This window comes from Caulobacter sp. GW821-FHT09A05 (assembly GCF_059418465.1).
Genome location: NZ_JBWKPX010000006.1, coordinates 232390 through 258203 on the forward strand (window position 1 = coordinate 232390; position 25814 = coordinate 258203).

The 25814-nt window shown below is 69.4% G+C and carries 26 protein-coding genes; 13 read left to right on the forward strand and 13 right to left on the reverse strand.

Annotation, left to right across the window (positions count from 1 at the left end; genetic code table 11):
* Positions 1–215: 215 nt before the first annotated feature.
* The 5 genes from AC07NX_RS08500 to AC07NX_RS08520 form a co-directional block, all read right to left on the reverse strand.
* The gene (locus AC07NX_RS08500) at positions 216–2342 is read right to left on the reverse strand and encodes a M13 family metallopeptidase (RefSeq protein ID WP_494640823.1); all 2127 of its coding nucleotides are present in this window, start codon (positions 2340–2342) and stop codon (positions 216–218) included.
* 79 nt (positions 2343–2421) lie between these two features.
* Positions 2422–2931 (reverse strand): copper chaperone PCu(A)C, encoded by a 510-nt coding sequence (locus AC07NX_RS08505; RefSeq protein ID WP_494640825.1) that lies wholly within the window; start codon positions 2929–2931, stop codon positions 2422–2424.
* A 72-nt stretch (positions 2932–3003) separates the two neighbouring features.
* The gene (locus AC07NX_RS08510; protein WP_494640827.1) at positions 3004–3549 is read right to left on the reverse strand and encodes a dihydrofolate reductase family protein; all 546 of its coding nucleotides are present in this window, start codon (positions 3547–3549) and stop codon (positions 3004–3006) included.
* A gap of 46 nt (positions 3550–3595) precedes the next feature.
* Positions 3596–3958 (reverse strand): hypothetical protein, encoded by a 363-nt coding sequence (locus AC07NX_RS08515; protein ID WP_494640829.1) that lies wholly within the window; start codon positions 3956–3958, stop codon positions 3596–3598.
* Positions 3959–4062: 104 nt separating this feature from the next.
* Positions 4063–4746 carry a hypothetical protein gene (locus tag AC07NX_RS08520; protein WP_494640831.1) on the reverse strand — a complete coding sequence of 228 codons (684 nt, stop codon included), beginning with the start codon at positions 4744–4746 and terminating at the stop codon, positions 4063–4065.
* Between the two features lie 62 nt (positions 4747–4808).
* On the opposite strand from AC07NX_RS08520, the gene AC07NX_RS08525 reads away from it, so the two are divergent.
* Positions 4809–5363: a hypothetical protein gene (locus AC07NX_RS08525; protein WP_494640833.1), complete on the forward strand. Its 555-nt coding sequence runs from the start codon at positions 4809–4811 to the stop codon at positions 5361–5363.
* 161 nt (positions 5364–5524) lie between these two features.
* On the opposite strand, the gene ybaL is transcribed toward AC07NX_RS08525, so the two are convergent.
* Entirely contained in the window at positions 5525–7177 is a 1653-nt protein-coding gene (gene ybaL, locus AC07NX_RS08530; RefSeq protein ID WP_494640835.1) for a YbaL family putative K(+) efflux transporter, read from the reverse strand.
* Positions 7178–7248: 71 nt separating this feature from the next.
* Between ybaL and AC07NX_RS08535 the strand changes: the two genes are divergently transcribed.
* From AC07NX_RS08535 to AC07NX_RS08580, 10 genes are all read left to right on the forward strand, one after another.
* Positions 7249–7512 (forward strand): helix-turn-helix transcriptional regulator, encoded by a 264-nt coding sequence (locus AC07NX_RS08535; protein ID WP_494640837.1) that lies wholly within the window; start codon positions 7249–7251, stop codon positions 7510–7512.
* A gap of 39 nt (positions 7513–7551) precedes the next feature.
* A complete protein-coding gene (locus tag AC07NX_RS08540) occupies positions 7552–9327 on the forward strand; it encodes a cation:proton antiporter domain-containing protein (RefSeq protein WP_494640889.1) in 1776 nt (591 codons plus the stop codon).
* 137 nt (positions 9328–9464) lie between these two features.
* Positions 9465–10109 carry a TetR/AcrR family transcriptional regulator gene (locus AC07NX_RS08545; RefSeq protein ID WP_494640839.1) on the forward strand — a complete coding sequence of 215 codons (645 nt, stop codon included), beginning with the start codon at positions 9465–9467 and terminating at the stop codon, positions 10107–10109.
* Positions 10106–11092: an HlyD family secretion protein gene (locus AC07NX_RS08550; protein WP_494640841.1), complete on the forward strand. Its 987-nt coding sequence runs from the start codon at positions 10106–10108 to the stop codon at positions 11090–11092. Before AC07NX_RS08545 ends, AC07NX_RS08550 begins: the two co-directional genes overlap by 4 nt.
* Positions 11089–12042, forward strand: coding sequence for an ABC transporter ATP-binding protein (locus tag AC07NX_RS08555; protein ID WP_494640843.1), 954 nt, complete (start codon positions 11089–11091; stop codon positions 12040–12042). The genes AC07NX_RS08550 and AC07NX_RS08555 overlap by 4 nt, the downstream gene beginning before the upstream one ends.
* The gene (locus AC07NX_RS08560) at positions 12039–13229 is read left to right on the forward strand and encodes an ABC transporter permease (protein ID WP_494640845.1); all 1191 of its coding nucleotides are present in this window, start codon (positions 12039–12041) and stop codon (positions 13227–13229) included. The genes AC07NX_RS08555 and AC07NX_RS08560 overlap by 4 nt, the downstream gene beginning before the upstream one ends.
* A 328-nt stretch (positions 13230–13557) precedes the next feature.
* Positions 13558–14760 (forward strand): OmpA family protein, encoded by a 1203-nt coding sequence (locus AC07NX_RS08565; RefSeq protein ID WP_494640847.1) that lies wholly within the window; start codon positions 13558–13560, stop codon positions 14758–14760.
* A 452-nt stretch (positions 14761–15212) separates the two neighbouring features.
* On the forward strand, positions 15213–17087 hold the full coding sequence (locus AC07NX_RS08570; RefSeq protein WP_494640849.1) for a ribonucleoside-diphosphate reductase subunit alpha: 1875 nt from the start codon (positions 15213–15215) through the stop codon (positions 17085–17087).
* Positions 17088–17257: 170 nt separating this feature from the next.
* Positions 17258–18250 carry a lipid A-modifier LpxR family protein gene (locus tag AC07NX_RS08575; protein WP_494640851.1) on the forward strand — a complete coding sequence of 331 codons (993 nt, stop codon included), beginning with the start codon at positions 17258–17260 and terminating at the stop codon, positions 18248–18250.
* Between the two features lie 116 nt (positions 18251–18366).
* A complete protein-coding gene (locus tag AC07NX_RS08580) occupies positions 18367–18702 on the forward strand; it encodes an FmdB family zinc ribbon protein (RefSeq protein WP_494640853.1) in 336 nt (111 codons plus the stop codon).
* Here AC07NX_RS08580 and AC07NX_RS08585 read toward each other — a convergent pair.
* From AC07NX_RS08585 to AC07NX_RS08600, 4 genes are all read right to left on the reverse strand, one after another.
* A complete protein-coding gene (locus tag AC07NX_RS08585) occupies positions 18692–20026 on the reverse strand; it encodes a patatin-like phospholipase family protein (RefSeq protein WP_494640855.1) in 1335 nt (444 codons plus the stop codon). The genes AC07NX_RS08580 and AC07NX_RS08585 overlap by 11 nt on opposite strands.
* A 7-nt stretch (positions 20027–20033) precedes the next feature.
* The gene (gene trhA, locus AC07NX_RS08590; RefSeq protein WP_494640857.1) at positions 20034–20747 is read right to left on the reverse strand and encodes a PAQR family membrane homeostasis protein TrhA; all 714 of its coding nucleotides are present in this window, start codon (positions 20745–20747) and stop codon (positions 20034–20036) included.
* Positions 20748–20953: 206 nt separating this feature from the next.
* Positions 20954–21724 carry a sulfite exporter TauE/SafE family protein gene (locus AC07NX_RS08595; protein WP_494640859.1) on the reverse strand — a complete coding sequence of 257 codons (771 nt, stop codon included), beginning with the start codon at positions 21722–21724 and terminating at the stop codon, positions 20954–20956.
* Between the two features lie 181 nt (positions 21725–21905).
* A complete protein-coding gene (locus tag AC07NX_RS08600; RefSeq protein ID WP_494640861.1) occupies positions 21906–22592 on the reverse strand; it encodes a glutathione S-transferase family protein in 687 nt (228 codons plus the stop codon).
* Positions 22593–22728: 136 nt separating this feature from the next.
* Here AC07NX_RS08600 and AC07NX_RS08605 point away from each other — a divergent pair, with 136 nt between their 5' ends.
* Positions 22729–23769, forward strand: coding sequence for a ribonucleotide-diphosphate reductase subunit beta (locus tag AC07NX_RS08605; RefSeq protein WP_035079492.1), 1041 nt, complete (start codon positions 22729–22731; stop codon positions 23767–23769).
* Between the two features lie 86 nt (positions 23770–23855).
* Complete coding sequence (locus tag AC07NX_RS08610; RefSeq protein ID WP_494640863.1) at positions 23856–24731, forward strand: 2-dehydropantoate 2-reductase; 876 nt, start codon at positions 23856–23858, stop codon at positions 24729–24731.
* On the opposite strand, the gene AC07NX_RS08615 is transcribed toward AC07NX_RS08610, so the two are convergent.
* The 3 genes from AC07NX_RS08615 to AC07NX_RS08625 form a co-directional block, all read right to left on the reverse strand.
* Positions 24721–25167 carry a YidB family protein gene (locus tag AC07NX_RS08615; protein WP_494640865.1) on the reverse strand — a complete coding sequence of 149 codons (447 nt, stop codon included), beginning with the start codon at positions 25165–25167 and terminating at the stop codon, positions 24721–24723. The genes AC07NX_RS08610 and AC07NX_RS08615 overlap by 11 nt on opposite strands.
* Positions 25168–25203: 36 nt before the next feature.
* Positions 25204–25623 (reverse strand): DUF6491 family protein, encoded by a 420-nt coding sequence (locus AC07NX_RS08620; protein WP_494640867.1) that lies wholly within the window; start codon positions 25621–25623, stop codon positions 25204–25206.
* A gap of 80 nt (positions 25624–25703) precedes the next feature.
* Positions 25704–25814 (reverse strand): hypothetical protein (locus AC07NX_RS08625; RefSeq protein ID WP_494640891.1); only part of this gene is annotated, 111 nt, incomplete at its 5' end.

Below are 25814 nucleotides of genomic sequence, written 5' to 3' on the forward strand. Positions count from 1 at the left end.
AGGAAACGCCCACCTAGATCGAATGATCGAGAAATAGCTGGACCCGTCGCGATTATCCCCCGCGACGGGTTTAGTGTTTTCAGGTCTGATTTCGAGTTTTTGACGGACTCGATAAAAATGGCGGCCCCGCGATGTGGGCCGCCATTTTTTTGCGTTCTATCACCTTGAACCCCTCTCCCGTGGGGAGAGGGTTTTCACGGCGCTCCTGACCTGACCTACCAGATCCGGACCCGATCCTCCGGCGCGACGTACAGCTTGTCGCCGGGCTTGACGTCGAAGGCGCCGTACCAGCCGTCCTGGTTCCGGATCGTGCCGTTGACGCGGTAGTAGGCCGGCGAGTGGGGGTCGCTGACCACCTGCTGGCGCAGGGCGTCGTCGCGGATCTTCGAGCGCCAGACCTGGGCCCAGCCCAGATAGACCCGCTGGTCGCCCGTGAAGCCGTCGAGCACCGGGGCGGGCTTGCCGGCCAGCGAGGCGTGATAGGCCTGCAGGGCGAAGGCCAGGCCGCCCATGTCGCCGATGTTCTCGCCCATGGTCAGCTGGCCGTTGACCTTGGCGCCGGGCAGCGGCTCGAAGGCGCCGTACTGGGCGCCCAGCTTGTCGGCCTGGGCCTTGAACTTGGCGGCGTCCTCGGCGGTCCACCAGTCGCGCAGCACGCCCTTGCCGTCCGACTTGCGGCCCTGGTCGTCGAAGCCGTGGCTGATCTCGTGGCCGATCACCCCGCCGATGCCGCCGTAGTTGACGGCCGGGTCGGCGTCCGGATGGAAGAACGGGGCCTGCAGGATGGCGGCCGGGAAGACGATCTCGTTATTGACCGAGTTGTAGTAGGCGTTGACCGTCTGCGGGGTCATGCCCCACTCGGTCTTGTCGACCGGCTGGTTCAGGCGCTCGACGTCGTGGCGCCACTCGAAGGCGCCGGAGCGCAGGGCGTTGCCGTAGACGTCGTCCGGCTTGATCACCAGCTTGGAATAGTCGCGCCACTTGTCGGGATAACCGATCTTGACGGTGAACTGGGCCAGCTTGTCCTCGGCCTGGGCCTTGGTCTGCGGCGACATCCAGTCCAGCGTCTCCAGGCGGGCCTTCAGGACGCCGCGGATGTTGCCGACCAGGTCGACCATCTTGGCCTTGGAGTCCGGCGGGAAGTAGCGGGCCACATAGACCCGGCCGACCGCCTCGCCCAGTTGGCCGTTGACCGAGGCCACGGCGCGCTTCCAGCGCGGCTTCTGCTCGGGCTGGCCGGCCAGGGTCTTGTTGCGGAACGCGAAGCTGGCGTCGACGAAGCGCTTGGACAGCAGCGGCGCGGCGCCGTCGGCGACCTTGAAGGCCTGCCAGGCCTTCAGCGTGTCCAGCGGGGTGTCGGCGTAGATCTTGGCGAACTTGGGGAAGGCGGTGTTGGTGGTCACCACCACGCGGTCGATCGCCGGCAGCTCGGTTCCCACCAGGTAGCGGTTCCAGGCGAAGCCCGGGGTCAGGCCCTGCAGCTGGGCCAGGGTCATGGGGTTGTAGGTCTTGTCGCGGTCGCGGCGCTCGGCGCGGGTCCACGACGCCTCGGCCAGCTGGGTCTCGAACGCGACGATCGCCTTGGCGTTCTCCGCGGGCTTGTCCCAGCCGATCATCGTCAGCAGCTGGGCGACATAGGCCTCGTAGGCGGCCTTCTTCTCGGCGAACTTGGCGTCGAGATAATAGTCGCGGTCGGGCAGGCTGAGGCCGCCGGTCGCGGCGTAGACGGCGTAGCGCGTGGGGTTCTTGGCGTCGGGGCTGATGCCCAGGCCCAGGATCGCCGAGAAGCCGGTGGTGGGGTTGCGGCCCATCAGGGCGGTGAAGTCGTCCTTGGTCCCGACCTTGCGGATGTCGGCCAGCTCGACCGCGATCGGTTTGGCGTCCAGCTTTTCGGCTAGGGCCTCGTCCATGAAGGCCTTGTAGGCGGCGCCGATCTTGACCGTGTCGGCGTCGGGCGCCTTGCTCGCGGCGGCCTCGGTGATGATCGCCTTGGTGCGGGCTTCCGACAGCTCGGCCAGCTTGTCGAAATTGCCGTAGCGGGTGCGGTCGCTGGGGATGGCGGTGTTGGCGTCCCAGGTCCCGTTGGCGAACTTGTAGAAGTCGTCGCCCGGCCGGGCCGAGCGGTCCATGCCGGCGACGTCGAAGCCCCAGTCGCCGTAGCGCGGCGACTCCAGCGACATCACCGCCGGGCCGGCGGCGGCCGTGTCGGCGGCGACGAACAGCGACTGCATCGTGCAGGCGTCGTTCAGGCAGGCGTGGTCGTGGTCTTCGCGGGCGTTCGCCCCGAAGGCGGACAGGGACAGCGCGGCCATGGCGGCGGCGGCGAACCAGATTCGTTTCATGAAGCAGCGATCCGTTGAAAATCCGAACCGCGACTTGGCCATCAACCGGGGCGTTTCGTCCCTTACTTTTTTGTCATGTTCAGTGGTCGTGATGCATGCCGGCCATCGGATCGGGCGCGGCGGGGCCGGCGCCGGGTTTTGGGACGCCCGATTCCACCGCCAGTTCGATGCGGATCCGCCGGCCGCCGTCGAACACCAGGGTCAGCGGGACCTTGTCGCCCGGAACCTGGGCGCGGGTCAGGCCCATCAGCATCAGGTGATAGCCGCCGGGCGCGAAGGCGACGCGGGCGCCGGGCGCGACCCGCAGCCCGCCGGTCACCTCGCGCATCGACGACACCCCGTCCGCCACGCTGGTCTGGTGCAGGGTCACCGCGCGGGCGACGGGGCTCTGGACCATCAGCAGCCGCACGGGCTTGGCGCCGACATTGACCAGGGTCAGGTAGCCGACCCCGTTCATGCCGGCCTTGGCCGGACGGGTCCAGGGATGGCGGATCTCGATCCCGCCGACGCGGTAGTCGGCGGCCTGGGCGGGCGCGGCGAAGGTAGGGAGGGCGAGGGCGGCGAGGGCGGCGAGGGCGAGGCGGGTCATGGCGTGACCTTATAGCCGATCCCGGGGCGATCGCAGCCGGTGATGTCCGGTCCAGCCGTTCAGGCCCGCCGTTCAGGCGGGGACGAAGGCCAGCCTGACGGCGTCCTCCGGGACGAGGTCGTTGGCGACCAGGCGCAAGGGCGGTCGCGCCCCGGCGAAATAGGGCTTTCCGCCGCCCAGCACGAACGGACGCAGGTAGAGGTGATAGTCGTCGATCAGGCCAAGCTCGGTCAGGCTGGCCGCCAGCTCCGGTCCCGCCACGTCGATGTCGCCGTCGACCTCGACCTTCAGTCGCCGGACGAAGGCCTCGACGTCGCTGGAAACCAGGGTCGTATTGGGGCCGACCGAGGTCAGCGAGCCGGACACGACCCATTTCGGCCGCGCCCGCCAGGCCTCGGCGTAGTCGCGCGCGACCGCGTCCCACTCCGGCCGGTCCTCGTCCCAGTACCGCATCATCTCGTAGAGGCGCCGGCCATAGAGGCAGCCGGCCAGGCCGCGGACGTGGTCGTTGAAGTGGCGGTGAAGCGCCGGGCCGGGCGCCGGCAGGTCCGGCCCGCCCGGCGGGCCGGCGACATAGCCGTCCAGCGACTGCATCATTCCGAACACGAGTCTGGCCATCGCCGTCTCCCTGTTTCAACGGCTCGCTTGCTGGAAGCCGACCTCGTCAAATCCTTGTGCAGAAGGAGTTTGCAGGGCGGTGGTCCAAAAAATCGGTCGATCGACGATGTCTGCCGTTTTCGGCCAATTTGGGCCTTCGGCTCGTTTTTAGACAGTCGATTTCGCAGTGTCGATTAGACGTTCGGGCGCCCTCGGCGAACAGGTCGCCGTTCTCGACTTCGAGCTTACCCGCCCAGCCCCAGGCCGGAGCGTCGGAATTCTTAGGGTGGCCCAGGACGTAGGGCGCCTGGTGAAGCGAGGGGTCGTAGGCGGCCGCAATGGCGGCGACGTCGCCTTCGCTGAAGGTGTAGGTCCGGCCGTTCTCGGCGCGGTGCGTACCGGCCTTGAAGATGGCGAGGCGCTTTTTCATGATCTGCGGCGGGCTCTTTGGAACGGGGTGGACGTGCGTCCGTTGAGCCCCCACAATCAGCGAAGTCGCCTAGGCCTTCGCCCCGGACAAGTGTCCGGTCCCGCTTAGTTTACGGCCGCGTCGAGTTGGACTTGCTTGCGCTTCAGCTCTCCGGCGAGACGCCTCACTCTCTTCGCGAATCTGTTGCGAGCGGCCTCAAGATCCACGATCGAAGACCTAAGCGTCAGTCGGTTCGCATGCGCCGTGGTCGGTTCGCGATCCGCGACCGCCCGGGCGCCGGCGATGATCTCCTGCGCGTAAAGGATCACAGCCGCATCCTTCGGACTTGTCGGCTGCAGGGCGATCAAGCTGTCAGCGACATTTCTGGCGGTGCTGGCCGACTTCATCTCGTGCGGGTAGCTCCGTGCTAAAACGTCAGGGTGAAGCGCGTCCAGGGACTGATACTCGGCTTGCATCTCCAAATGCGCCTTACTGAATAGGCCTTCGACCACCAGGCTGTAGCTTGTGATTTGTTCCAGCTGGGCGTCGACCAGGGCTCTGGCTTGCGCGATCTCCGCGCGGGTGCGTTCCCGAGCGCGTTCATCGCCAGCTTCACGGTGCATCCGCTGGGCCTCAGCCTCAGCCTTGATCGCTCGCTTTTGCTCGTGCAGGGCAAACCCAATCGCCACTCCCAGCGCGGCCACGGACAGCACGCTCTGGATCACCGACAGGAGGCCGGTGTTCGCCTCGGCCCAGGGATACCAGACCCCCCACCAGGTGAAATGCCAGGGTGCCGGCGTACAGTTCATTGGGTTGCCCACCGCTAAGGCCAAGCTCATAGAATGCAGGCGCAACGGGAGGGTGCAAGCATATGCAGATTTTCGGCCAGTGCCCGCCGACGCCCGCCGCGCCATTCTTCGTGCAGTACGCGCCCGTCTTCAGTGCGGGCGCCGTTTTTGTCGTGGGCGCTATCGCTGCGACGATCGCGCTGCGTCAGTGGATCACCGCTCACACCAAGCTGCAGTTGGATCTCTACGATAAGAGACGGCCGGTCTACGTCGCGTGCCGGCAAATCATCATGAGCGTAGACGAGCCTTTCAGCGACGACATCCTGGAGGTGTTCGGCGCGTTCAACGACGCCGAGGCGGACGCCGAATTTCTCCTAGGCCCCGACGTTGCCGGCTACATGGCCGAGCTTCGCAAGATCGTAGTGGACCGGCGGGGCTACGAACGGGATTTCGTACAGGTAAGCTTTGACCTCGAAGGCGACCACGCCCGCGCTTGGAAGAACGCACGGCTGACCGAACTCGAAAACGCGTTCCGCCCCTACCTTCAGCTGCAGCAGAGAACGAACCGGATTGGGCCAGGCGTGCTAGGGCGCCTAGCTGCGGCTTGGAACGCCACAGAACGCCGTGGAAGGCCCTAAAGGGAACGCCCTGGCTTTCGACCAGGGCGTTCGTCATTCTGAATTTCGGAAGCACTGCGAAACCAAGTGTCTGATGCTGCGAAACCAAATGTCGCGCTACACCCTTCGGGCCACCTCCCCAGAGGGGGAGGTATCCGTAGCCGCCAGCGGCGCGGCGATCCCTAATGCACGGACGCCGCCGGCGGCGGCCGTTTCGGGGCCAGGGCCAGCATGCCGCGGGCGATCTCCTGCTCGCCGATCAGGGCGTGGGTCGCGCCCATCTGGGTCAGCAGGTCGACGTCGTTGTCGGTATAGGCCCGGGCGATGATCTTGACCGCCGGATTGGCGGCGCGGGCCTGTTCGATGATCCGGGCGGCCTCGAACGGGCTGGGCACGGCGACGAACAGGTGGGTGGCCTGGGCCAGACCGGCCCGCAGCAGCACCTCTGGTCTGACCGCGTTGCCCTGGACCACCTCGAAGCCGCCGGCCCGCAGCGCGTCGGCCCGCTCGCCCTCGTCCTCGACCACCACCAGCGGCATGCGGCCCTTCAGCCCCTCGGCCAGGGCCTTGCCGACCCGGCCGTAGCCGACCAGCACGCCGTGCGGCTGGGCCGCCGCGGCCGGAGCGGCCGGTTCGCCGGCCCGTCCGGCCAGCTTCGGCAAGAGCTTGTCCAACAGGGCGAACAGCAGCGGGTTGAGCAGGATCGACAGGATGGCCCCGGCCAGGATCAGGTCCTGGCCCGCCTTGGGCAGCAGCTTCAGCGACACGCCCAGTCCGGCCAGGATGAACGAGAACTCGCCGATCTGGGCCAGGCTGGCCGAGATGGTCAGGGCCACGCTCTGCGGGCGCTTGAAGAAAAGCACGATCAGATAGGCGGCGACCGACTTGCCGACCACGATGATCGCCAGGACAGCCAGCACGGCCAGGGGCTCGCGCAGGATCACCGACCAGTTGAACAGCATGCCGATCGACACGAAGAACAGCACCGCGAAGGCGTCGCGCAGCGGCAGGGTCTCGTTGGCGGCCTGCTGGGACAGCTCGCTCTCGGCCATGATCATGCCGGCGAAGAAGGCGCCGAGGGCGAAGGAGACGCCGAACAGCGCGGCCGAGCCGAACGCGACGCCCAGGGCGATGGCCAGCACCGCCAGGCGGAACAGCTCACGCGAGCCGGTGTGGGCGATGCGGTGCAGGATCCACGGGATCAGCCGGCGGCCGACCACCAGCATCAGGGCCACGAACGCGGCGACCTTGCCCAGGGTCATGGCGAAGGCGCCCGCGACGCCGCCGGGGCCGGGGGGCGGGGCCTCGCCGCCCAGGATCCCCGACAGGGCCGGCAGCAGCACCAGGGCCAGCACCATGGCCAGGTCCTCGACGATCAGCCAGCCGACGGCGATGCGGCCGCGGTCGGTCTCGATCAGCCGCCGCTCCTGCAGGGCGCGCAGCAGCACCACGGTCGAGGCCACCGACAGGGCCAGGCCGAACACGATCCCCGCCCCCAGGGTCCAGCCCAGCAGGTGGGCCAGGCCGATCCCCATGACGGTGGCGGCCAGGATCTGCGCCACCGCGCCGGGGATGGCGATCTTGCGCACCGCCAGCAGGTCCTTGATCGAGAAGTGCAGCCCCACCCCGAACATCAGCAGGATCACCCCGATCTCGGCCAGCTGCGGGGCCAGTTCCTGGTCGGCCACGTAGCCGGGGGTGAACGGGCCGACGACCACGCCCGCCACCAGGTAGCCGACCAGCACGGGCAGCTTCAGGCGGTTGGCGATGGCGCCGAACACGAAGGCCAGGCCCAGGCCGGCGACGATGGTGGCGATCAGCGAGGTGTGGTGCAAAGGCGCTCCTTGACGGTCAACGTTTTCGGGCGTACTCAACCAATATGGGTGAAGATGCCTTGGAGCGCCAGATGCCCCACGCCAAAATTCTCCTGCCGGCCCAGTGCCGGGGCGCGCGCGGCCTGCTCAGCTGGTCGCAGGGCGAGCTGGCCGACCGGGCCGGCGTGTCGCGCAGCACGGTCAAGGATTTCGAGACCGAGCGGCATGCCTTGCACCATAGCACCGAACGGCTGCTGATCGACGCGCTGGAGGCCGGCGGGGTCGCGCTGATCGCGCCCGGAAACGACCCAGGGGACGAGGCGGGGGCGGGCGTGAGGCTGAAGGTCGCCGGCTAGGAACGCGAGAACAGGGGGCTCCACCACGTGAACCATGCGATGTCGCCGGCGGACTACAAGGACCTGGTGCTGTTCCTGGCCACGGCGGGCATCGTCGCGCCGCTGTTCAAGCGGCTGAAGCTGAACCCCATCCTCGGCTTCCTGATCGCCGGGGTGATCCTGGGGCCGTTCGGCCTGGGGGCGCTGAGCCACGCCTTCCCCTGGCTGGACTACGTCACCGTCGACAATCCCGACGAAATCGCCCAGCTGGCCGAGTTCGGGGTGGTGTTCCTGCTGTTCATGATCGGGTTGGAGCTGTCGTGGGAGCGCCTGCGGCTGATGCGCAAGCTGGTGTTCGGCCTGGGCGCCCTGCAGATGATCGGCTGCTCGCTGGCCCTGGGACTGATCGCCATGGCCCTGGGCCAGCCGCCGGTGGCGGCCCTGGCGATCGGCGCGGCCCTGGCCCTGTCGTCCACCGCCATCGCCGTGCCGGTGCTGGTCGAGCGCAGGCGGCTGCACGCCGAGGGCGGACGGGCGACCTTCTCGGTGCTGCTGTTCCAGGACCTGGCGGTGGCGCCGATCCTGATCACCCTGGCCATTCTCGGCCGTGGCGACGGGACGTTCGGCCTGGGCGACCTGCTGGCCCTGGGCCCGGCGGTGGTCGGCCTGGGGGTGATCGTGCTGTTCGGCCGCCTGGCCCTGCGGCCGATGATGCGCTCGGTCGCCAAGGCCAAGAGCGAAGAGATGTTCATGGCCGCCTGCCTGCTGGTGATCATCGGCGCCGGGCTGGTGGCCTCGCTGTCGGGCCTGTCGATGGCCCTGGGCGCCTTCGTGGCCGGCATCCTGCTGGCCGAGACCGAGTACCGCCACGAGGTCGAGGTCAAGATCGAGCCGTTCAAGGGCCTGCTGCTGAGCCTGTTCTTCGTGTCGCTGGGCATCCGCCTGGACCTGTCGCTGCTGGTCGCCTCGCCGGTCTTCGTGCTGGCCGTCGCCCTGGGCCTGGTGGGCGTCAAGGCGGTGATGGTCGTCGGGCTGGGGCGGCTGCTGGGCCTGTCGGGGCGGGCGGCGATCGAGGCGGCCCTGACCCTGGCGGCCGGCGGCGAGTTCGCCTTCGTGATCCTGGACAACGCCATGGCCGCCGGCGTGGTCTCGGGCCAGATCGGCCAGGCGGTGCTGGTGGCCGCGACCCTGACCATGTTCCTGATCCCGCTGCTGTCGGGGATCGGCGGGCGGCTGGCCAGGCGCGCCCCGGCCCCGGTCAGCGAGGCGCCCGAGGTTGCCGACGAGCACCAGGGCGAGGAGCCCGTCGGCCGGGTGCTGGTGGTCGGCTACGGCCGGGTCGGCCGGCTGGTCGGCGACATGCTGGACCGCCACGACCTGCCCTGGATCGCCATCGACCGCGACCCCGGCTTCGTCCAGCAGGGCCGCCGCAACGGCCACCAGGTCTATTTCGGCGACGCCTCGCGGGTCGAGCTGCTCGAGCGCTGCGGCCTGGACTATGCCCGGGCGGTGGTGGTGACCATGGACTCGCCCGAGGCCGCCGAGGCGGTGGTCGCCGCGGCCCGCGGCCATCGCCCCGACCTGACCATCGTCGCCCGGGCCCGCGACGCCCGCCACGCCGCCCGCCTCTACGAGCTGGGCGCCACCGACGCCGTGCCCGAGACCATCGAGGCCTCGCTGCAGCTGTCGGAAGCCGTGCTGGTCGACATCGGCGTGCCCATGGGCCTGGTCATCGCCTCGATCCACGAACGCCGCGACGAGTACCGCAAGGTGCTGAACCGGCCCGATGCGCTGGGGGGCAAGCGCAAGCGGCTGCGGGACGCCGGAAGGAGCTGACGCCCGCTCCGCTGAAGATGAAGCGATGCAGGTAGGGTCGCTTTCCTGTCGGAAGGGGCCATGCCGTTGGGCGAGGGGTTGTGGATATCTCGTTTTCGTATATAACTGACCCGTCAGTTATATATTGAGCCCCCATCATGCAGCCCGGCCAACCCAAATGGCGACGACGCAGCGAGGCCCGGCCCGGCGAGATCCTCGCCGCGGCGCTGGAGGTGTTTTCCGAGAAGGGCTTCGCCGCCGCGCGCCTGGACGACATCGCCGCCCGGGCCGGGATCTCCAAGGGGGCGCTCTATCTCTATTTCGAGACCAAGCAGGACCTGTTCCGGGCGGTGGTGCGCGAGACGATCGTCCCGAACCTGGCGACCGTCGCCGGCTTCGTCGCCCAGAGCCCGCTGCCGTTCGACGACCTGATCCGCCTGGCCTTCGCCCGCGTCGCCGAGGTGATCACCGAGGGCCGGCTGGGCGCGGTGGCCAAGATGGTGATCGGCGAGTCGCGCAACTTTCCCGAACTGGCCAAGGTCTGGCACGAGGACGTGGTCTCGGTGATGCTGGGGGCCATGGGCGGGGCTGTGGCCGCCGCCCAGGCGCGCGGCGAGGTGCGGCCCGGCGACCCCCAGCTCTATGTGTTCAGCCTGGCCGGGCCGCTGCTGCTGGGCGTGCTGTGGCGCGAGGTGTTCGCGCCGGTCGGGGTCAAGCCGATCGATCTGAAGGCCCTGCTGGCCCAGCACGCCGAGGTCGTCCTGCAGGGCATGCTGGTCCGGCCGGGGGAGGGGCGCGCATGACGCCGCCGGTTCGCATCGCCCTGGTCGTGGCCGCCGTCGGCCTGGTCGGCTTCGTCGCCTGGCGGGTCTGGGGGCCGGGCGCGGCCCACCCCCGGCGGCTGTCGGGCTATGTCGAGGGCGAGACCCTGTATGTCGGGGCGTCGGCGGCCGGGCCGGTCAGCACGGTCTCCGTCCAGCGGGGGCAGCGCGTGGCCGCCGGCCAGCCGCTGTTCGCCCTGGACGCCGCCCAGCTGGTCGCCGCCCGCGACCAGGCCGCCTCGCAGGCCGCCGCCGCCCAGTCCCAGGCGCTGGACGCCGCCAAGGGCCAGCGGCCCGACGAACTGGCGGTCTACGACGCCCAGCGGGCGGCGGCCGCCGCCGCTCTCGCCGAGGCGCGGGCCGACTACAACCGGGTCGCGCCGCTGGCGGCCAGGGGGATCTATGCGCCGGCCCGGCTGGACCAGGCGCGGGCCGCCCTGAAGACCGCCCAGGCCAATGTCCGCACGGTCGAGCAGCAGCGCCGGGTCGGCACGCTGGGCGCGCGGCCCGACGCCGTCCGCGCCGCCGAAAGCCAGGCCGCCGCGGCTCGCAACCAGCTGGCGGCCGCCCAGAACCGCCTGGATCAGATCAGCCCCAGGGCCCCGGCGGCGGCCCGGGTGCAGGACGTCTTCTACCAGCCCGGCGAGTGGGTGGCGGCCAACCAGCCGGTGGTGGCCCTGCTGGCCGACGACCGGGTGCGCCTGCGCTTCTACGTGCCCCAGGCCGAGGTCGCGCTCTACAGGCCGGGGACGCGGATCGCCTTCGCCTGCGACGGCTGCAAGCCGGGCCTGGGCGCCCGGATCAATTTCGTCAGTCCCCGGGCCGAGTTCACCCCGCCGGTGATCTACAGCCGCGACGCCCGCGACCGGCTGGTGTTCCTGGTCGAGGCCCTGCCGGACCATCCGGCCGACCTGCCGCCCGGCCTGCCGGTCGACGTCGTCCCGCTGAAGGCGGCGGGCCGGTGAGCGCCGCCGGCCTGGCCCAGGACGAGCCAGGGGGCGACCTCGCCGTCGACGTGCGCGGCCTGGACAAGTCGTACGGCGACAAGCACGTGGTCCAGGACCTGACCATCCAGGTGGGGGCGGGCAAGATCACCGGCTTCCTGGGCCCCAACGGCTCGGGCAAGACCACCACCCTGCGCATGCTGTGCGGCCTGCTGACCCCGGACGGCGGCGAGGGGACGGTGCTGGGCCTGGACTTCCGTCGGCGCGCCGAGGCGATCAAGCGCCAGACCGGCTACATGACCCAGAAGTTCTCGCTCTACGAGGACCTGTCGATCCGCGAGAACCTGGACTTCACGGCCCGGATCTACGGCCTGGACCGCCGCCGCCAGCGGGTCGATGACGCCCTGGACCGCCTGGGCCTGGCCCAGCGCGCCCGGCAGCTGGCCGGCAGCCTGTCGGGCGGCTGGAAGCAGCGCCTGGCCCTGGCCGCCTGCGTGCTGCACGAGCCGCGCCTGCTGTTGCTGGACGAACCCACGGCGGGCGTTGATCCCCAAGCCCGGCGAGAGTTCTGGGACGAGATCCACGCCCTGTCGGCCGAGGGTCTGACCGTCATGGTCTCGACCCACTACATGGACGAGGCCGAGCGCTGCCACGACATCGCCTACATCGCCTATGGCAAGCTGATGGCGCGCGGGACCCTGGCCGAGGTGATCGGCCAGTCGGGCCTGACGACCTTCCGCGCCGAGGGGCCGGGGGCCGACCGCCTGGGCCGTGAGCTGGCCCGGGCGCCGGGCGTGGCCATGGCCGCGCCGTTCGGCGCCGCCCTGCATGTCAGCGGCCAGGACCGCGCGGCGCTGGAGGCGGCCATCGCCCCCTATCGCAAGCCGCCGCTGGCCTGGACCGAGGTCTCGCCCACCCTGGAGGACGTGTTCATCCAGCTGATGGCCGCGTCGCGGGACAATTTCCAATGAGCGCCCGGTCTTCCGATCCGGGGGCGCCAGCCGACCGCGGCCTGTCCCTGAACCGCATCCTGGCGGTGCTGACCAAGGAGTTCATCCAGCTCACCCGCGACCGGCTGACCTATGCGATGATCCTGGTCATGCCGATCATCCAGCTGATGCTGTTCGGCTACGCCATCAACAGCGACCCGCGCGACCTGCCCACGGCGGTGCTGGTGCAGGACCACGGGCCGATGGCCCGCTCGACCCTCTCGGCCCTGGCCCATAACGGCTATTTCAAGATCGTCCGCGAGGCCGCCTCGCCCGAGGAGCTGGACCAGGCCATCGCCCGCGGCGAGGTGCAGTTCGCCCTGACCATCCCGGCCGACTTCACCCGGCGCGTGGTGCGCGGCGACGACGCCCAGATCCTGGTCGAGGCCGACGCCTCCGATCCCGCCGCCACCGGCGGGGCGATCGCCGCCCTGGCCAATCTTCCGCGCACGGCGCTGTCCCGCGACCTCGTCGGCGCGGCCGCCCCATCGCCCGGCATGGGGAGCGGCCAGGATCCGTTCGAGGTGGTGATCCACCGGCGCTACAATCCCGAGGCCGTCACCGCCTACAACATCGTCCCCGGCCTGCTGGGCGTGGTGCTGTCCCTGACCCTGGTGATGATGACCTCGCTGGGCATGACCCGCGAATACGAGCGCGGCACCATGGAGAGCCTGCTGGCCACGCCGGCCAGGCCGATCGAGGTGATGATCGGCAAGCTGTCGCCCTATGTGGTGGTCGGGCTGATCCAGACGGTGGTGATCCTGGTCTTGGCGCGGGTGCTGTTCTCGGTGCCGATGGGCGCGGGCGGTCTCGGGGGCTGGTACGCCCTGGCCCTGGGCGTGGTGCTGTTCATCCTCGGGTCGCTGTCGCTGGGCTTCCTGATCTCGACGGTGGCCCGAAACCAGCTGCAGGCCGTGCAGATGTCATTCTTTTACATTCTGCCGTCGATCCTGCTGTCGGGCTTCATGTTCCCGTTCCGCGGCATGCCCGCCTGGGCCCAGGCCCTGGGCAGCGTGATTCCGGTGACCCATTTCCTGCGGGTCGTGCGCGGCTCTTTACTTAAAGGATTGGATCTTCCGAGCCTGTGGACAAGTCTTGCCGCCTTGGCGGTATTTGTCGTGGCGATCGCCGCCGCCGCCATGTCGCGCTATCGCCGGACCCTGGACTGAGGTAGCCGGCGCCCCTTGCGCGCCGCGGCGGAATTCGGGTCCGGATGCAAGGTTTTTACACCTCCATGAAGGGCAAAACGTGCTCAAGGCCTTGCGCTGCGCGGATTCACGTGCGAACCGGTACCACGCTGGCGCTTTTTCCGAGACAGTCAGCCGAAACGCTCGGAAGTTGATTCTGTGGGGGCGGTCAGGTGTTCGCGGCGTCTTCTTCCAGGAGACGCCGAAACCTGGCGGGTGTTGCTCTGCTGACACTTTCGCGGATCGCGCGCCTTGGTATAACAATGCTCGGTCGGTCTCGGCCGGTGCAGGGCAATAGAGGGCTCTTGATATGAAACTCCAACTCCTGGCGGGAGTGGCTCTGGCCGCGGTGTTCGCCGCTGGCGCCGCTTCGGCCCAAGAGACCGGCTGGTACGGCGCGGTCGACCTTGGCTACCACTGGCCCGAGGGCATCACCACCGAATCGGAACTGAACCTGCGGGACGGCGCTCCGGCGCACTGGACCTGGTCGACCGATGACGACTGGGCCGGCTTCGTCCGCCTGGGCTACCAGTTCAACCCGAACTGGCGCGCCGAAGTCGAGGGCGGCTATCGTCCCGGCGACCTGACCAGCGTCCGTGGCAACCCGGTCCGTCAGCAGCCGATCGGCCTCTGCACCCCCGGCGTGACCCGCACCGCGGCCGCTCCGACCTGCGGCAGCCCGTCGGGCTCGATCGACTCCTGGTCGCTGATGGTCAACGTCCTGTACGATTTCGCGCCGGACTCGTGGATCAACCCCTTCCTGGGCGCCGGTGTCGGTATCAACCGCCTGGACGTCAGCGCGCTGGGTCAATACAGCGGCGTCGGCCCGGTCACCGCGACCAACCCGGCCATCCAGAACCTGACCGCCGACGACGACGACATCTCCGTCGCCTGGCAGGCCATCGCCGGCGCCTCGATCAAGGCGACCGACAAGCTGAAGGTTGACGTGACCTATCGCTGGTTCGCGACCCAGGATCACAGCTGGCAGACCACCAGCTCGAGCGCGATCGCGCCCGGCGCGTTCGAAGGGCAGTACAAGGACCAATCGCTGACCGTCGGTCTGCGCTACTCCTTCGCTTCGCCGCCCCCGCCGCCGCCCCCGCCGCCGCCTCCCCCGCCGCCGCCGCCGCCGCCGCCGCCTCCTCCGCCCCCGCCGCCTCCGCCGCCGGTGCAGTACGAAGCGCGCGAGTTCATCGTCTACTTCCCGTTCGATCAGTACGTCCTGACGCCGGAAGCCCAGTCGGTGGTTTCGGAAGCCGCGAACTACGCGACCTCGGGCAAGGCCACCAAGCTGGTGGTGGTCGGTCACACCGACACCTCGGGTTCGCCGAAGTACAACGCCAAGCTCTCGGAGCGTCGTGCGAAGGCCGTGGCTGACGCCCTGGTCGGCGCCGGTGTCGCCGCCGACACCCTGGCCGTGGACTGGAAGGGCGAAAGCGCCCCCGCCGTCGCCACCGGCGACGGTGTGAAGGAACCGCTGAACCGCCGTTCCACGATCTCGATCAACTTCTAAGATCAAGATCGTCACTAAGGTTGAGGGCCCGGCGGCGACGCCGGGCCCTTTTCTTTTGCGCTCCGCCACGCCGCGGGGCGCCGCACGAGGGCGGAAGATGCGCCGTGGACGTCGGATCGCCCGGCGGGCGGGAGCGTCGTCGAGGCAAGCGACTTTTGGCGGAATCCGGTCCGCGACCGGATCACTTCTTTGTGGCCCGCGACAGCGCGTCGCAGGGGCGTTTGCCTTGGCCGTGCAACCCCTTGATCCTGCCCAGCATCTTCCCGGACACCGTCGTTCGTTCACAGCTTGTTAAGAAAAAACTCGCCCGCGGGGCGCATCTCGTCGTTGACGAGTCATTAGCCACTGTGGCCCCATATGTGGGCTGAGGGGGCTCCTCGGCCACAAGATATAGCGGCTGGACGGGGCGTTCCCTTCTCCGGAACTCGCTGATTGATTATGGATTTTTGATCATGAGCAGTGAAGCGGCGAAGACGACGGCGACGCCCCAGGCCCGCACCGAAGGCCTGCGGACTTCCGAACGCCCGAAACTGGCGCTGGTGCGCAAGGTCGAGGTCGACCGCGCGCGCGACGCCCTGCTGACCGATTTCGGCAAGACCACGCTGGAAGACCGCTACCTGCTGCCGGGCGAGTCCTACCAGGACATGTTCGCCCGGGTGTCGACGGCCTTCGCCGACGACGCCGACCACGCCCAGCGCGTCTACGACTACATGAGCAAGCTGTGGTTCATGCCGTCGACCCCCGTGCTCAGCAACGGCGGCGCCGAGCGCGGCCTGCCGATCAGCTGCTTCCTGAACGCCGTCAACGACAGCCTGGACGGCATCCTGGGCGTCTGGAACGAGAACGTCTGGCTGGCGGCCAACGGCGGCGGCATCGGCACCTACTGGGGCGGCGTCCGGTCGATCGGCGAGAAGGTCAAGGGCCAGGGCCAGACCAGCGGCATCATCCCCTTCATCCGCGTGATGGACAGCCTGACCCTGGCGATCAGCCAAGGCTCGCTGCGCCGTGGCTCCGCGGCCGTCTATCTGGACATCCACCACCCGGAGATCGAGGAGTTCCTGGAGATCCGCAAGGCGTCGGGCGACTTCAACCGCAAGTCCCTGAACCTGCACCACGGCATCTCGATCACCGACGAGTTCATGCACGCCGTCCGCGACGGTCACAAGTTCGGCCTGCGCTCGCCCAAGACCAACGAGGTCCTGCGCGAGGTCGACGCCCGGGCCCTGTGGCAGAAGGTGCTGGAGCTGCGCCTGCAGACCGGCGAGCCCTACCTGATCTTCTCCGACACCGTGAACCGCGCCATGCCCCAGCACCAGCGCGAGCTGGGCCTGAAGGTTCGCCAGTCGAACCTGTGCAGCGAGATCATGCTGCACACCGGCCTGGACCACCTGGGCAACGACCGCACGGCGGTCTGCTGCCTGTCGTCGGTCAACGCCGAGACGTTCCTGGAGTGGCGCGACCATCCGATGTTCATCGAGGACATCATGCGCTTCCTCGACAACGTCCTGCAGGACTTCATCGACCGCGCCCCGGACGCCGCCAAGGCCGCCGCCTACGCCGCCCTGCGCGAGCGCTCGGTGGGCCTGGGGCTGATGGGCTTCCACAGCTTCCTGCAGAGCCAGAACGTGCCGTTCGAGAGCGCCCTGGCCAAGAGCTGGAACATGCGGATGTTCAAGCACCTGCGCCGCGAGGCCGACAAGGCGTCGATCGCGATCGGCGAGGAAAAGGGCCCGTGCCCCGACGCCGCCGAGCGCGGCTCGATGGAGCGCTTCTCGCACAAGCTGGCCATCGCCCCGACCGCCTCGATCTCGATCATCTGCGGCGGCACCTCGGCCGGCATCGAGCCGATCCCGGCCAACATATACACCCACAAGACCCTGTCGGGCTCGTTCGCGGTGAAGAACCCCTACCTGGAGAAGCTGCTCGAGGAGAAGGGCCAGAACACCGACGCGGTCTGGGGCTCGATCCTGGAGAACGAGGGTTCGGTCCAGCACCTGGACTTCCTCAGCCAGGACGACAAGGACGTCTACAAGACCGCCTTCGAACTGGACCAGCGCTGGGTGGTCGAACTGGCCGCCGACCGCACGCCGGAAATCTGCCAGAGCCAGTCGGTGAACATCTTCCTGCCCGGCGACGTCGACAAATGGGACCTGCACATGCTGCACTGGCAGGCCTGGGAGCGTGGCGTGAAGTCGCTGTACTACCTGCGCTCCAAGTCGGTGCAGCGGGCGTCCTACGCCGGGTCCGATGTCGCGGTGGCGGGGCCCGCCAACGGCTTCGACGCGCCGTCCAAGACCGACTACGAGGAATGCCTGGCCTGCCAGTAGGCGGGCCTTCCAGAGCCCTCGAGATCGACGGCGTCGCGGACCCCCGCGGCGCCGTTTTCGCGTCGGGAACCTTAGCCTGCAAGAAATGTTGATGACGTGGGGATTTGTCCCATGGACGTCATTCGAATTCCGAGTAGGCTTCCAGGGGGAAAAGGGTTCTGGGGACCTGAATGCGTGCTTGCACGGCATTTGTCGCGATCGTGGGGGTAAGCGCGCTGGCTGTCGCCACCGCCCAGGCCTCTCCGACGAAGTCCGCCAAGGCGTCCAAGCCCTCAGATAGGGCGTCCAGCGCCACCCGCAAGACCGCTTCGCCCAGTTTCATCGTCGACCTGCGTCCCGGCGCCGCCATGGACCTGGGCGTGCGCAATGTGCGCCCCGCCGCCGCGGCCGTCGTCGGCTTCGCCGAGGCGCCCGTCAGCAAGGCCGGACGCGCCAGCGATCCCAGCTTCGCCCTGTCGCCGGCCGGCGCCTATGGCGACGCCCGCCTGCTGGACGCCAACCGCTATTACGAGGGGCGCGGCCCGGTCACCTGGCGGTCCAACGCCTTCGTGGTCGGCGAGGGCGCGCACGCCGTCGACTCGGTCCGCGTGTCGGTGGCCAGCGTCGCGCCGGTGGGCCAGACCCGGCCGCTGGCCCTGGTGCGCCCCGAGCAGGACAGCTTCGAGGACCGCGACGTCGACGTCACCGTGACCCGGGGCTGGCCCGCGGCGGTGTCGCTGGGCGCGGGCAAGTACGCCCTGGACGTCACGCCGCACGCCGGCCTGGGCTTCGGCGGGGCCGGCGGTTCGGCCGAGGCCGGGGCGACGGTCCGTTTCGGCAAGAAGATGGGCGACCAGGTCGTCAATTCGCTGGGCGTCGAGGACGGCCGCCAGTTCGGCCAGCGCGGCCGCTGGTACATGTTCGCCGCCGCCAGCGGCCAGGCCGTGGGCCTGAACATGCTGCGCAGCGGCGACGGCGACTGGAGCCGGGCCGGGGTCACCACCGACGCCAGCAGCAAGCTGGTCGGCGACGGCCAGGCCGGCCTGGCCTGGCGCAAGGGGCCGATGCAGGCCTCGTTCGGCTATGTGCACCGCAAGATCAGGGCCAAGGACCAGATCATGGGCATGGCCACCCAGAAGGACGAGATGGTCGCCTTCTCGTTCAGCCTGAGGCCGCACTGGTAGGACGGCCGTGCCGGCGCGCTGTGCTTCGGCGCTTGAGTTTCGGGTCCAGATCATGCAGCTAGCGCCCGTCCTTCACCGCGCCTTCAGCCGGGCCTCCAGTCGAGCCATCAAGCATCATGAGCGATAGCGAGCCGCCTCGCCGCAAGATCCTGAGCCTGAAAAGCGGCGTCGCCGCGCCGGGCGGCCCGCCGCCGCTTGAGCGCATCCCCCGGCCGGCCGGCGCCAAGCGCGTCGTGGTGATGGCCCCCGAGCCGCCGCCGCCCGCGCCGCCGCCGCCCACCGGCGACTTCAAGTGCAAGCCCTGCGGCACGCGCTTCGACCCGCCGGCCACGCTGGCCGACGAGGAGTCGGTGCGCTGCCCGTCCTGCAACGCCCGTCTGGGCCTGGCCTCGGACTTCCGCGCCACGCCGCCGAACGTCGACAAGCTGCGCGCCCGCTACCTCAAGAAATAGGCTCTTCCAGGTCGGGCCCCCGGCGGGGCGTCAGGTCGACGGGCGTCTCGCCCGCGGGCGCCAGGTCGGTCGCCGGCACGAGGATGGGATCCTTGACGGTCCGCCCCCGCGTCGACGGCTGGCGCTTGAACAGGCCGCGCCACAGCGGTTCCGGGGTCGGCACGGCGCTGGACCACAGCCGCCCGCTGATCGCCAGGGCCTCGGCGTCGTCGAAGGTCTGCCGCATGACCGCGGTCTCGAACTTCATCATGTTGAAGTGCGAGAAGCTGGCCGGGATCGAGGCGGACCAGAGCGGCAGGTTGTGCCGGGCGCAGAAGCCGGCGGCCACGCTCAGCGCCTGGCGATACGAGAACCGCAGCATGGTCTCGAAACTGCGCCCCATGATCGAGGTCACGCCCGGCGGGGTGGTGAGGGGCGAGGGATCGAGCACGGTGTTGAAGATCACATAGACCCGGCCGCGCCGCAGGCGCTGGCCCAGCTCGCGCCAGCGCAGCAGGGCGTCGGGCATCAGGAACAGCGGCGCGGCGATGCCGCCGTCGGCGTGCATTTCCTGATAGCGGGTCGCGCCGCCTTCGCCGTCGGGAACCTCGACGTCGATCAGCTTGGGCGGGAACAGGCCGGGCAGGGTGGCGGAGGCCACCAGCACGTCGCGGAACAGCCGCACGGCGTCCTCGCCGCCCCGGGTGGCGATCTCGCCCATGTCCCAGATCGTCGCCTTCTGGCTGTCGAGATTGGTGGTGGCGATCAGCAGGCGGCGGCCGCGGGCGTGCTCGCCGGCCACGGCTTGGATCAGCTCCAGGTCGACGAACGGCGCGACCAGCCCGTCCAGGGAGTCGCCGCGGAACAGGCTGGGACCCAGGGTCGGGCCCAGGCGCTTGAGGCTGAGCAGCTCGGAGGCGTGTCCGCCGACATAGGCGTCGGCCAGGCGGTCGTCCCAGGCCGGGCCGAGGAAGGCGAAGGGCGCGATCAGGGCGCCGGTGCTGACGCCGGTGACGATGGCGAATTCCGGCCGCGCCCCGGCCTTGGTCAGGCCCACCAGGGCGCCGGCCCCGAAGGCGCCGCCGGCCGCGCCGCCGGACAGGGCCAGGATGTTGAAGTCGTCGCGGCCCAGCAGCGGCCGCAGCGGGGCCAGGCGGTCGGCGACCCGGCGCAGGGCCTCGTCGGCCTCGTCGATGCTGAGCCGCACCCCGGGGAAGCCGACGGCCTCGATCGTGTTGTCGGCGTGGCCGAGGGGCGCGGGGGCCCGCTTGCCCCTCTGGGCGTTGGCCGCACGTTCGCGGAAGAAGGTCTGGACGGGGTTCTTGGGGTCGGACGGCGTGCTCAAGGCTGACTCAGGGATGACCGCTCGAGGCCAGGACCACCCCGACCAGCACCGCGGCGTAGTGCAGGCCGGCGCCGCCGATCACGTGACCGTGCCAGATCGCCCGCCGGAACTTCAGCCGCTTCATCAGGTAGAACACCGTACCGGTGGAATAGATCACGCCGCCGATCGCCAGGAGCAGCAGGGCCACCCAGCCCATGCCGGCGATCATCGGCTTGATGGCCACCAGCACCAGCCAGCCCAGGGCCAGGTAGAGGCCGACCCAGAAGCGCTTGTCCAGGCCCGGCAGGAACAGCTTGGCGGCGACGCCGATCCCGGCCACCGACCAGACCGCCGTGGTCATGCCGATCGCCCACCAGCCGTGCAGGTTCTGGGTGGTGAACGGGGTGTAGGACGCGGCGATCATCACGAAGATGCCGGCGTGGTCGAAGCGGCGCAGCAGCGGCCGCCAGCGGGCGGTGGAGAAATTGTAGGCGGTCGACAGCGACAGCATGGTGATCAGGCCGACGGTGTAGACGGCGATGGCCGCCACCTGGCTCAGCGAGCCCAGGCCGAACGCCAGGCCCAGCATGATGCCGCCGCCCAGCAGGGCGCAGGCCAGCCCGGCCAGGTGCACCACCAGGTCGGCGTACTTGGCGCCCGGCGTCGGATAGTGCGTGGCCGGAACGATCGCCGGAACCTGGGTCGGATCCGGGGCCGGAAGAATGCTGGTCGTCTCGCTCATGGCCCCCACTCTACGCTCAATCGGTGACATATAAACGCCGATCATCGTGGCTGGGATAGGGCGCCCCGACGAGCGCAAAATCCGTTGTCATCCCGGAAGCCTCGCAGAGGCTGTCCGGGACCCAGGGGACTGGGCGAAGGCGGTTCGGCTCACCCGGGACAGCGCCCCGCGCTTCCGGGATGACAGCCGCGGGGGCGAGGGGAGGCTCAGCCCAGCAGCCCGTGCGCCCCGTCCCAGGCCAGCTTGGCCCCGACCGCGATCAGCAGGACGTAGATCACCTTGTAGAAGCCCTCGGCGGGCACGCGGCGCACCAGCCAGACGCCGGCCCAGGTCGAGGCCAGGGCCAGGGGCAGCAGCACGGCCGCCGTGGCCAGCACCTGGGGCGTGAACTGGCCCAGGGCGACATAGGCCGGCACCTTCATCCAGTTGACCGTCGCGAAGAAGATGGCGCTGGTGCCGATGAACACGTCGCGCGGCAGGCGGCGGGGCAGGACATAGATCTGGAACGGTGGGCCGCCGGCGTGGGCCACCTGGCTGGTGAAGCCGGCCGCCGCGCCGCACAGGGCCCCCAGCCAGGGCTTGCCCGGCCCGGCCTCGACGGCCTCGGCCGCCTTGACCGCCCGCTCGGCCCACAGCCGCTGCAGCGAGAAGGCGATCGAGATCACGCCGATCGACAGCTCGACCGCCGCCACCGACACCCGGGCCGCCAGCAGCCAGCCGACGAAGATGCCGACCGCCGCCGCCGGCAGCATCAGGACCAGCAGGCCCTTGTCCCAGGTCCTGCGGAAGCTCCAGACGCTGACCACGTCCTGGGCCAGCAGGATCGGCAGGGTGATCGCCGCGGCCAGCACCGGCGAGATCACCAGCGCCATCAGCGGCACCGCCACCACCCCGATCCCCGCGAACCCGCCCTTGGCCAGGCCCAGCAGGATCACGGCGGGGATGGCGACGGCGTAGAACAGGGGATCGGTCAGCATGGGGAGGGTGGTAGCAGGATCGTGGGCGGTTTCCCAAGGGGGCGTCATCCGCCGCTGACCCCCTCCGGCCCTTCGGGCCACCTCCCCCAGAGGGGGAGGATCTGATCGGCCGACGTCGTACGACATAAATGCTCCCCCTTTTGGGGGAGCTGTCGGCGAAGCCGACTGAGGGGGCGCGCGCCTACCCCGCCCCGCGACTCTCCCATCCCTCCACGAACGGGAACCGCTCGGCCCAGAACGCCGCCAGCCGCGGATCGGCGTCCACGCGGCGGACCACCTCGCTCATCCTCGGCGCTGCCTCGTAGAACCGCTGGCGCCGCGGGCCCCAGCGGCTGACGACGGCGACATACAGGTCCAGCACCGTCAGTTCGTCGCCCAGCAGGTAGCGGCCCCCTATCTTCTCGCCAAGGGGCGTCAGCTGGCGCTCCATCATCCCCCAGCAGTCGGCGATGCGCTCGGCGGTGGCGGCCTTGATCCGGGCCTGGATCTCGGGATCCGGCCCGCCCAGGCGCGAGGGATCGTCGCGCACCCAGAACAGCGAATAGATCGCCGCCGGCACGAACACCATCCAGCGCAGGAACTGGCCGCGCAGGGGCGAATCGAGCGACGGGGCCAGCCGCGCCTCGGGATGGCGGTCGGCCAGCCAGAGCAGGATGGCGGCGCTTTCGGTGATCGTCTCGCCGTCGGGCGTGACCAGGGCCGGGATCTGCCTGAGCGGATTGACCCCCGCCACCTTGTCCTGCTGGGCGGCGCCCTCCCAGGTGGGCGCCTCGACGACGGCGTAGGGCTGCCCCAGAAGGGTCAAAGTGGCTTCGACGGGCACGGACCCCGAGCCAAGCGCGCCATAGATGGTGTAAGCTTGATTCATCTTTCGTTACCCAATCTACCCACAACATGTTGTGTGCTGCGACCATCTGGCCACTAGATGCGCTCGTGGAGCCCCGGTACCAAAAGACTGTAACCGCCCGTCCGATTCGCGTCCGCCTGCCCTGGAGCCGTCCTCGATGTCCGCCAAGCTGATCACCACGCCCGGCCTGCTGACCCCCTCCGGCGCCTACAAGCCCTTCCGCTACCCGTGGGCCCACGACTTCTGGAAGAAGCAGCAGCAGGTCCACTGGATGCCCGAGGAAGTGCCGCTGGGCGAGGACCTCAAGGACTGGGCCGTCAAGCTGAACGACAAGGAACGGAACCTGCTGACGCAGATCTTCCGCTTCTTCACCCAGAGCGACGTCGAGGTCGCCGACAACTACATGGAACGCTACGGCCGGGTGTTCAAACCCACCGAAGTGAAGATGATGCTGTCGTCGTTCGCCAATATGGAGACGATCCATATCGCGGCCTACGCCCTGCTGCTGGAAACCATCGGCATGCCGGAAAGCGAGTTCGGCGCGTTCATGGAATACCAGGCCATGCGCGACAAGCACGACTTCATGCAGAAGTTCGGCGTCGACTCCAACGCCGACATCGCCCGCACCCTGGCCATGTTCGGCGGCTTCACCGAGGGCCTGCAGCTGTTCGCCAGCTTCGCGATGCTGATGAACTTCCCGCGCTTCAACAAGATGAAGGGCATGGGCCAGATCGTCTCGTGGTCGATCCGCGACGAGAGCCTGCACTGCGAAGGCATCATCAAGCTGTACCACACGTTCAACAAGGAGACCGGCGCGGTCACCAAGGCCGTGGCCGACGACATCGTCGACTGCTGCAAGACCGTGGTCACCATGGAGGACGCCTTCATCGACCTGGCCTTCGAGCAGGGCGACGTGCAGGGCATGACTCCCGACGACATCAAGCAATACATCCGGTTCATCGCCGACTGGCGTCTGCGCCAGCTGGCCCTGCCGGAGGTCTACGGCGTGAAGGAAAACCCGCTGCCCTGGCTGCAGTCGCTGCTGTCGGGCGTGGAGCACGCCAACTTCTTCGAGGCCCGGGCCACCGAATATTCCAAGGCGGCCACCCGGGGCCAATGGCACGGCGCGGAGGGCGTGTGGTCGAGCTTCGACACCATGCTGCAGAAGCGCTCGGAGAACACCCTGCCGGCCGAATAAGACAGGCCAGAAGAAGCAGGGACAAACGGGGATAACATGCCGCCGCCCTCGAAAGGGGGCGGCGTTTCTTTGTCTGGAGTTTCGAGATGACGCGGATAGCGGTGATCGGTCCGGGGGCGGTGGGCGGCGTGGTCGCCGCCTGGCTGGGGCAGGATCCCGGCCTGGCGGTCGAGGTCTGCGTGCGCACCGCGTTCGACCGGCTGGAGGTCGAGACGCCGGGCGGGCCGCTGACGGCGACGCCGCGCGTGCTGACCGCGCTCGACCAGGCCTCGCCCGTGGATTGGGCGATCGTCACGACCAAGACCTATGACGCGGCCGCCACCGGCGACTGGCTGGCCCGGCTGGTGGGGCCGGACACCCGCGTGGCGGTGCTGCAGAACGGCGTCGAGCATGTCGAACGCTTCACCCCCTATGTCGAGCCGGCCCGGATCACCCCGGCGGTGGTCGACATCCCGGCCGAGCGCGGCGCGCCCGGGCGGGTGCGCCAGCGGCGCGACGGCACGATCCTGGTTCCGGAGGGGGCGGCGGGCGAGGCCTTCGCGGGCCTGTTCGCCCACACGCCGATCGGCGTCTCGACCACGCCGGACTTCCGGACCGCCGCCTGGCGGAAGCTGGCGCTCAACTGCGCCGGCGCGGTCAACGCCCTGACGCTGAAGCCGGCGGGCGTGGCGCGGCGCGAGCCGATCGCCGAGGTCATGCGCGCCCTGGTCGGCGAATGCGTGGCGGTGGGCCGGGCGGAGGGGGCGGACCTGCCGTCCGACCTGCCGCAAAGGGTGGTCGAGGGCTATCGCGCGGGGCCGCCCGACGGGATCAACTCCTTGCACGCCGACCGCGCCGCCGGCCGGCCGATGGAGCTGGACGCCCGCAACGGCGTGATCGTCCGGCTGGGCGCCCGGCATGGGATCGCCACGCCGGTCAATGCGATGGTGGTGGCGCTGCTGGAGGCGGCGGCTACGTCTTGAGAAAGCCGCCCAGCAGGTCGCCGACCGCGCCGCCCAGGCCTTCGGTCGGCAACTGGCCGCCCGGCGTCAGGCGATCGACCAGACCCGGCAGCAGCTCGGCCAGCTTGGCCGCGCCGACCTGCGGATCGACGCCCAGCTTCTCGGCGAACTGCCCGATCGCGCCCGAGCCGAGCACGGCCTGGACCTGTTCGGCCGAGATCGGCTGATTGGCCCCGCTGGAAACCCATGACTGGGCGACCTCGCCCAGGCCGCCCTTCTGAAACGCCTCGACCAGGCCGCTGACGCCGCCCGCCGCGCCCTGGCCGGCGATGGTCTCGACCAGCCCCGAAAGGTCGGCGCCGCCCTGGCCCCCGAGGGCGCCCGTCAGGCTATCCAGCAAGCTCATGTGACTCTCTCCGGCTGACGGGCGCCTGGAAGCGGGCGCCGGGAAATCCAAGGTCCGACCGAAAAAGCCGGGTCGAGAGGACCGCCCCTACGGCCGGTCCTTCTTGGGGATGGCCGCGATCTGTTCGACCGATAGCTTGGTGATGGTCTTGGCCCGGATCGGCATGGCGAAGCCGAAGCCGTCGGACACCCGCAGGTCCAGGTCCAGCGGATGGCAGATCGAGTCGCCCCCCCGCACGATCGAGACCAGGTGCACGCCGGGCGAGGTCAGCTGGTTGGTGCCGTGCGACAGGTCCACGCGATAGACGTCGCGATTGCGCACCCTCAGGTACAGGGTGTCCTTGTCCGGCGCGCTCCAGCCGTCCCAGTCCGACAGGTAGAAGCAGGTGCGGGCCGGCTTGGTCGCGGCGGCGGCGTCGTCGGGCGCGTTGGCGGCCAGGGCCGGCGCCGAGGCGGCCAGGAGCGCCGTCGTCAGCAGGCCAGCCCGGATCATGGATTTGACGTTCATGGCGGTTTTCCTAACCGAGGTCCCTCGGGGGAGAGATTGGTCTTCTCTCCCCTGAAGTCAATCAGCCGCGCTTGGCGGGTTCAGGCCTTGGCGGCCTCGAGCTCCGGCTCCGGATCGTCCAGTTCGCCCTCCCACTTGGCGACCACGGCGGCGGCGACGGAGTTGCCGACCACGTTGGTGGCGCTGCGGCC

Coding starts and splice junctions, on each gene's coding strand:
- AC07NX_RS08570 (WP_494640849.1), top strand. CDS start 15,213: ATGAGCAGTGAAGCGGCGAAGACGACGGCGACGCCCCAGGCCCGCACC.
- AC07NX_RS08600 (WP_494640861.1), bottom strand. CDS start 22,592: ATGAATCAAGCTTACACCATCTATGGCGCGCTTGGCTCGGGGTCCGTG.
- AC07NX_RS08500 (WP_494640823.1), bottom strand. CDS start 2,342: ATGAAACGAATCTGGTTCGCCGCCGCCGCCATGGCCGCGCTGTCCCTG.
- AC07NX_RS08515 (WP_494640829.1), bottom strand. CDS start 3,958: ATGAAAAAGCGCCTCGCCATCTTCAAGGCCGGTACGCACCGCGCCGAG.
- AC07NX_RS08550 (WP_494640841.1), top strand. CDS start 10,106: ATGACGCCGCCGGTTCGCATCGCCCTGGTCGTGGCCGCCGTCGGCCTG.
- AC07NX_RS08520 (WP_494640831.1), bottom strand. CDS start 4,746: ATGAACTGTACGCCGGCACCCTGGCATTTCACCTGGTGGGGGGTCTGG.
- AC07NX_RS08535 (WP_494640837.1), top strand. CDS start 7,249: ATGCCCCACGCCAAAATTCTCCTGCCGGCCCAGTGCCGGGGCGCGCGC.
- AC07NX_RS08525 (WP_494640833.1), top strand. CDS start 4,809: ATGCAGATTTTCGGCCAGTGCCCGCCGACGCCCGCCGCGCCATTCTTC.
- AC07NX_RS08560 (WP_494640845.1), top strand. CDS start 12,039: ATGAGCGCCCGGTCTTCCGATCCGGGGGCGCCAGCCGACCGCGGCCTG.
- AC07NX_RS08505 (WP_494640825.1), bottom strand. CDS start 2,931: ATGACCCGCCTCGCCCTCGCCGCCCTCGCCGCCCTCGCCCTCCCTACC.
- trhA (WP_494640857.1), bottom strand. CDS start 20,747: ATGAGCGAGACGACCAGCATTCTTCCGGCCCCGGATCCGACCCAGGTT.
- AC07NX_RS08545 (WP_494640839.1), top strand. CDS start 9,465: ATGCAGCCCGGCCAACCCAAATGGCGACGACGCAGCGAGGCCCGGCCC.
- AC07NX_RS08610 (WP_494640863.1), top strand. CDS start 23,856: ATGACGCGGATAGCGGTGATCGGTCCGGGGGCGGTGGGCGGCGTGGTC.
- AC07NX_RS08575 (WP_494640851.1), top strand. CDS start 17,258: ATGCGTGCTTGCACGGCATTTGTCGCGATCGTGGGGGTAAGCGCGCTG.
- AC07NX_RS08595 (WP_494640859.1), bottom strand. CDS start 21,724: ATGCTGACCGATCCCCTGTTCTACGCCGTCGCCATCCCCGCCGTGATC.
- AC07NX_RS08580 (WP_494640853.1), top strand. CDS start 18,367: ATGAGCGATAGCGAGCCGCCTCGCCGCAAGATCCTGAGCCTGAAAAGC.
- AC07NX_RS08620 (WP_494640867.1), bottom strand. CDS start 25,623: ATGAACGTCAAATCCATGATCCGGGCTGGCCTGCTGACGACGGCGCTC.
- AC07NX_RS08540 (WP_494640889.1), top strand. CDS start 7,552: ATGTCGCCGGCGGACTACAAGGACCTGGTGCTGTTCCTGGCCACGGCG.
- AC07NX_RS08565 (WP_494640847.1), top strand. CDS start 13,558: ATGAAACTCCAACTCCTGGCGGGAGTGGCTCTGGCCGCGGTGTTCGCC.
- AC07NX_RS08605 (WP_035079492.1), top strand. CDS start 22,729: ATGTCCGCCAAGCTGATCACCACGCCCGGCCTGCTGACCCCCTCCGGC.
- AC07NX_RS08510 (WP_494640827.1), bottom strand. CDS start 3,549: ATGGCCAGACTCGTGTTCGGAATGATGCAGTCGCTGGACGGCTATGTC.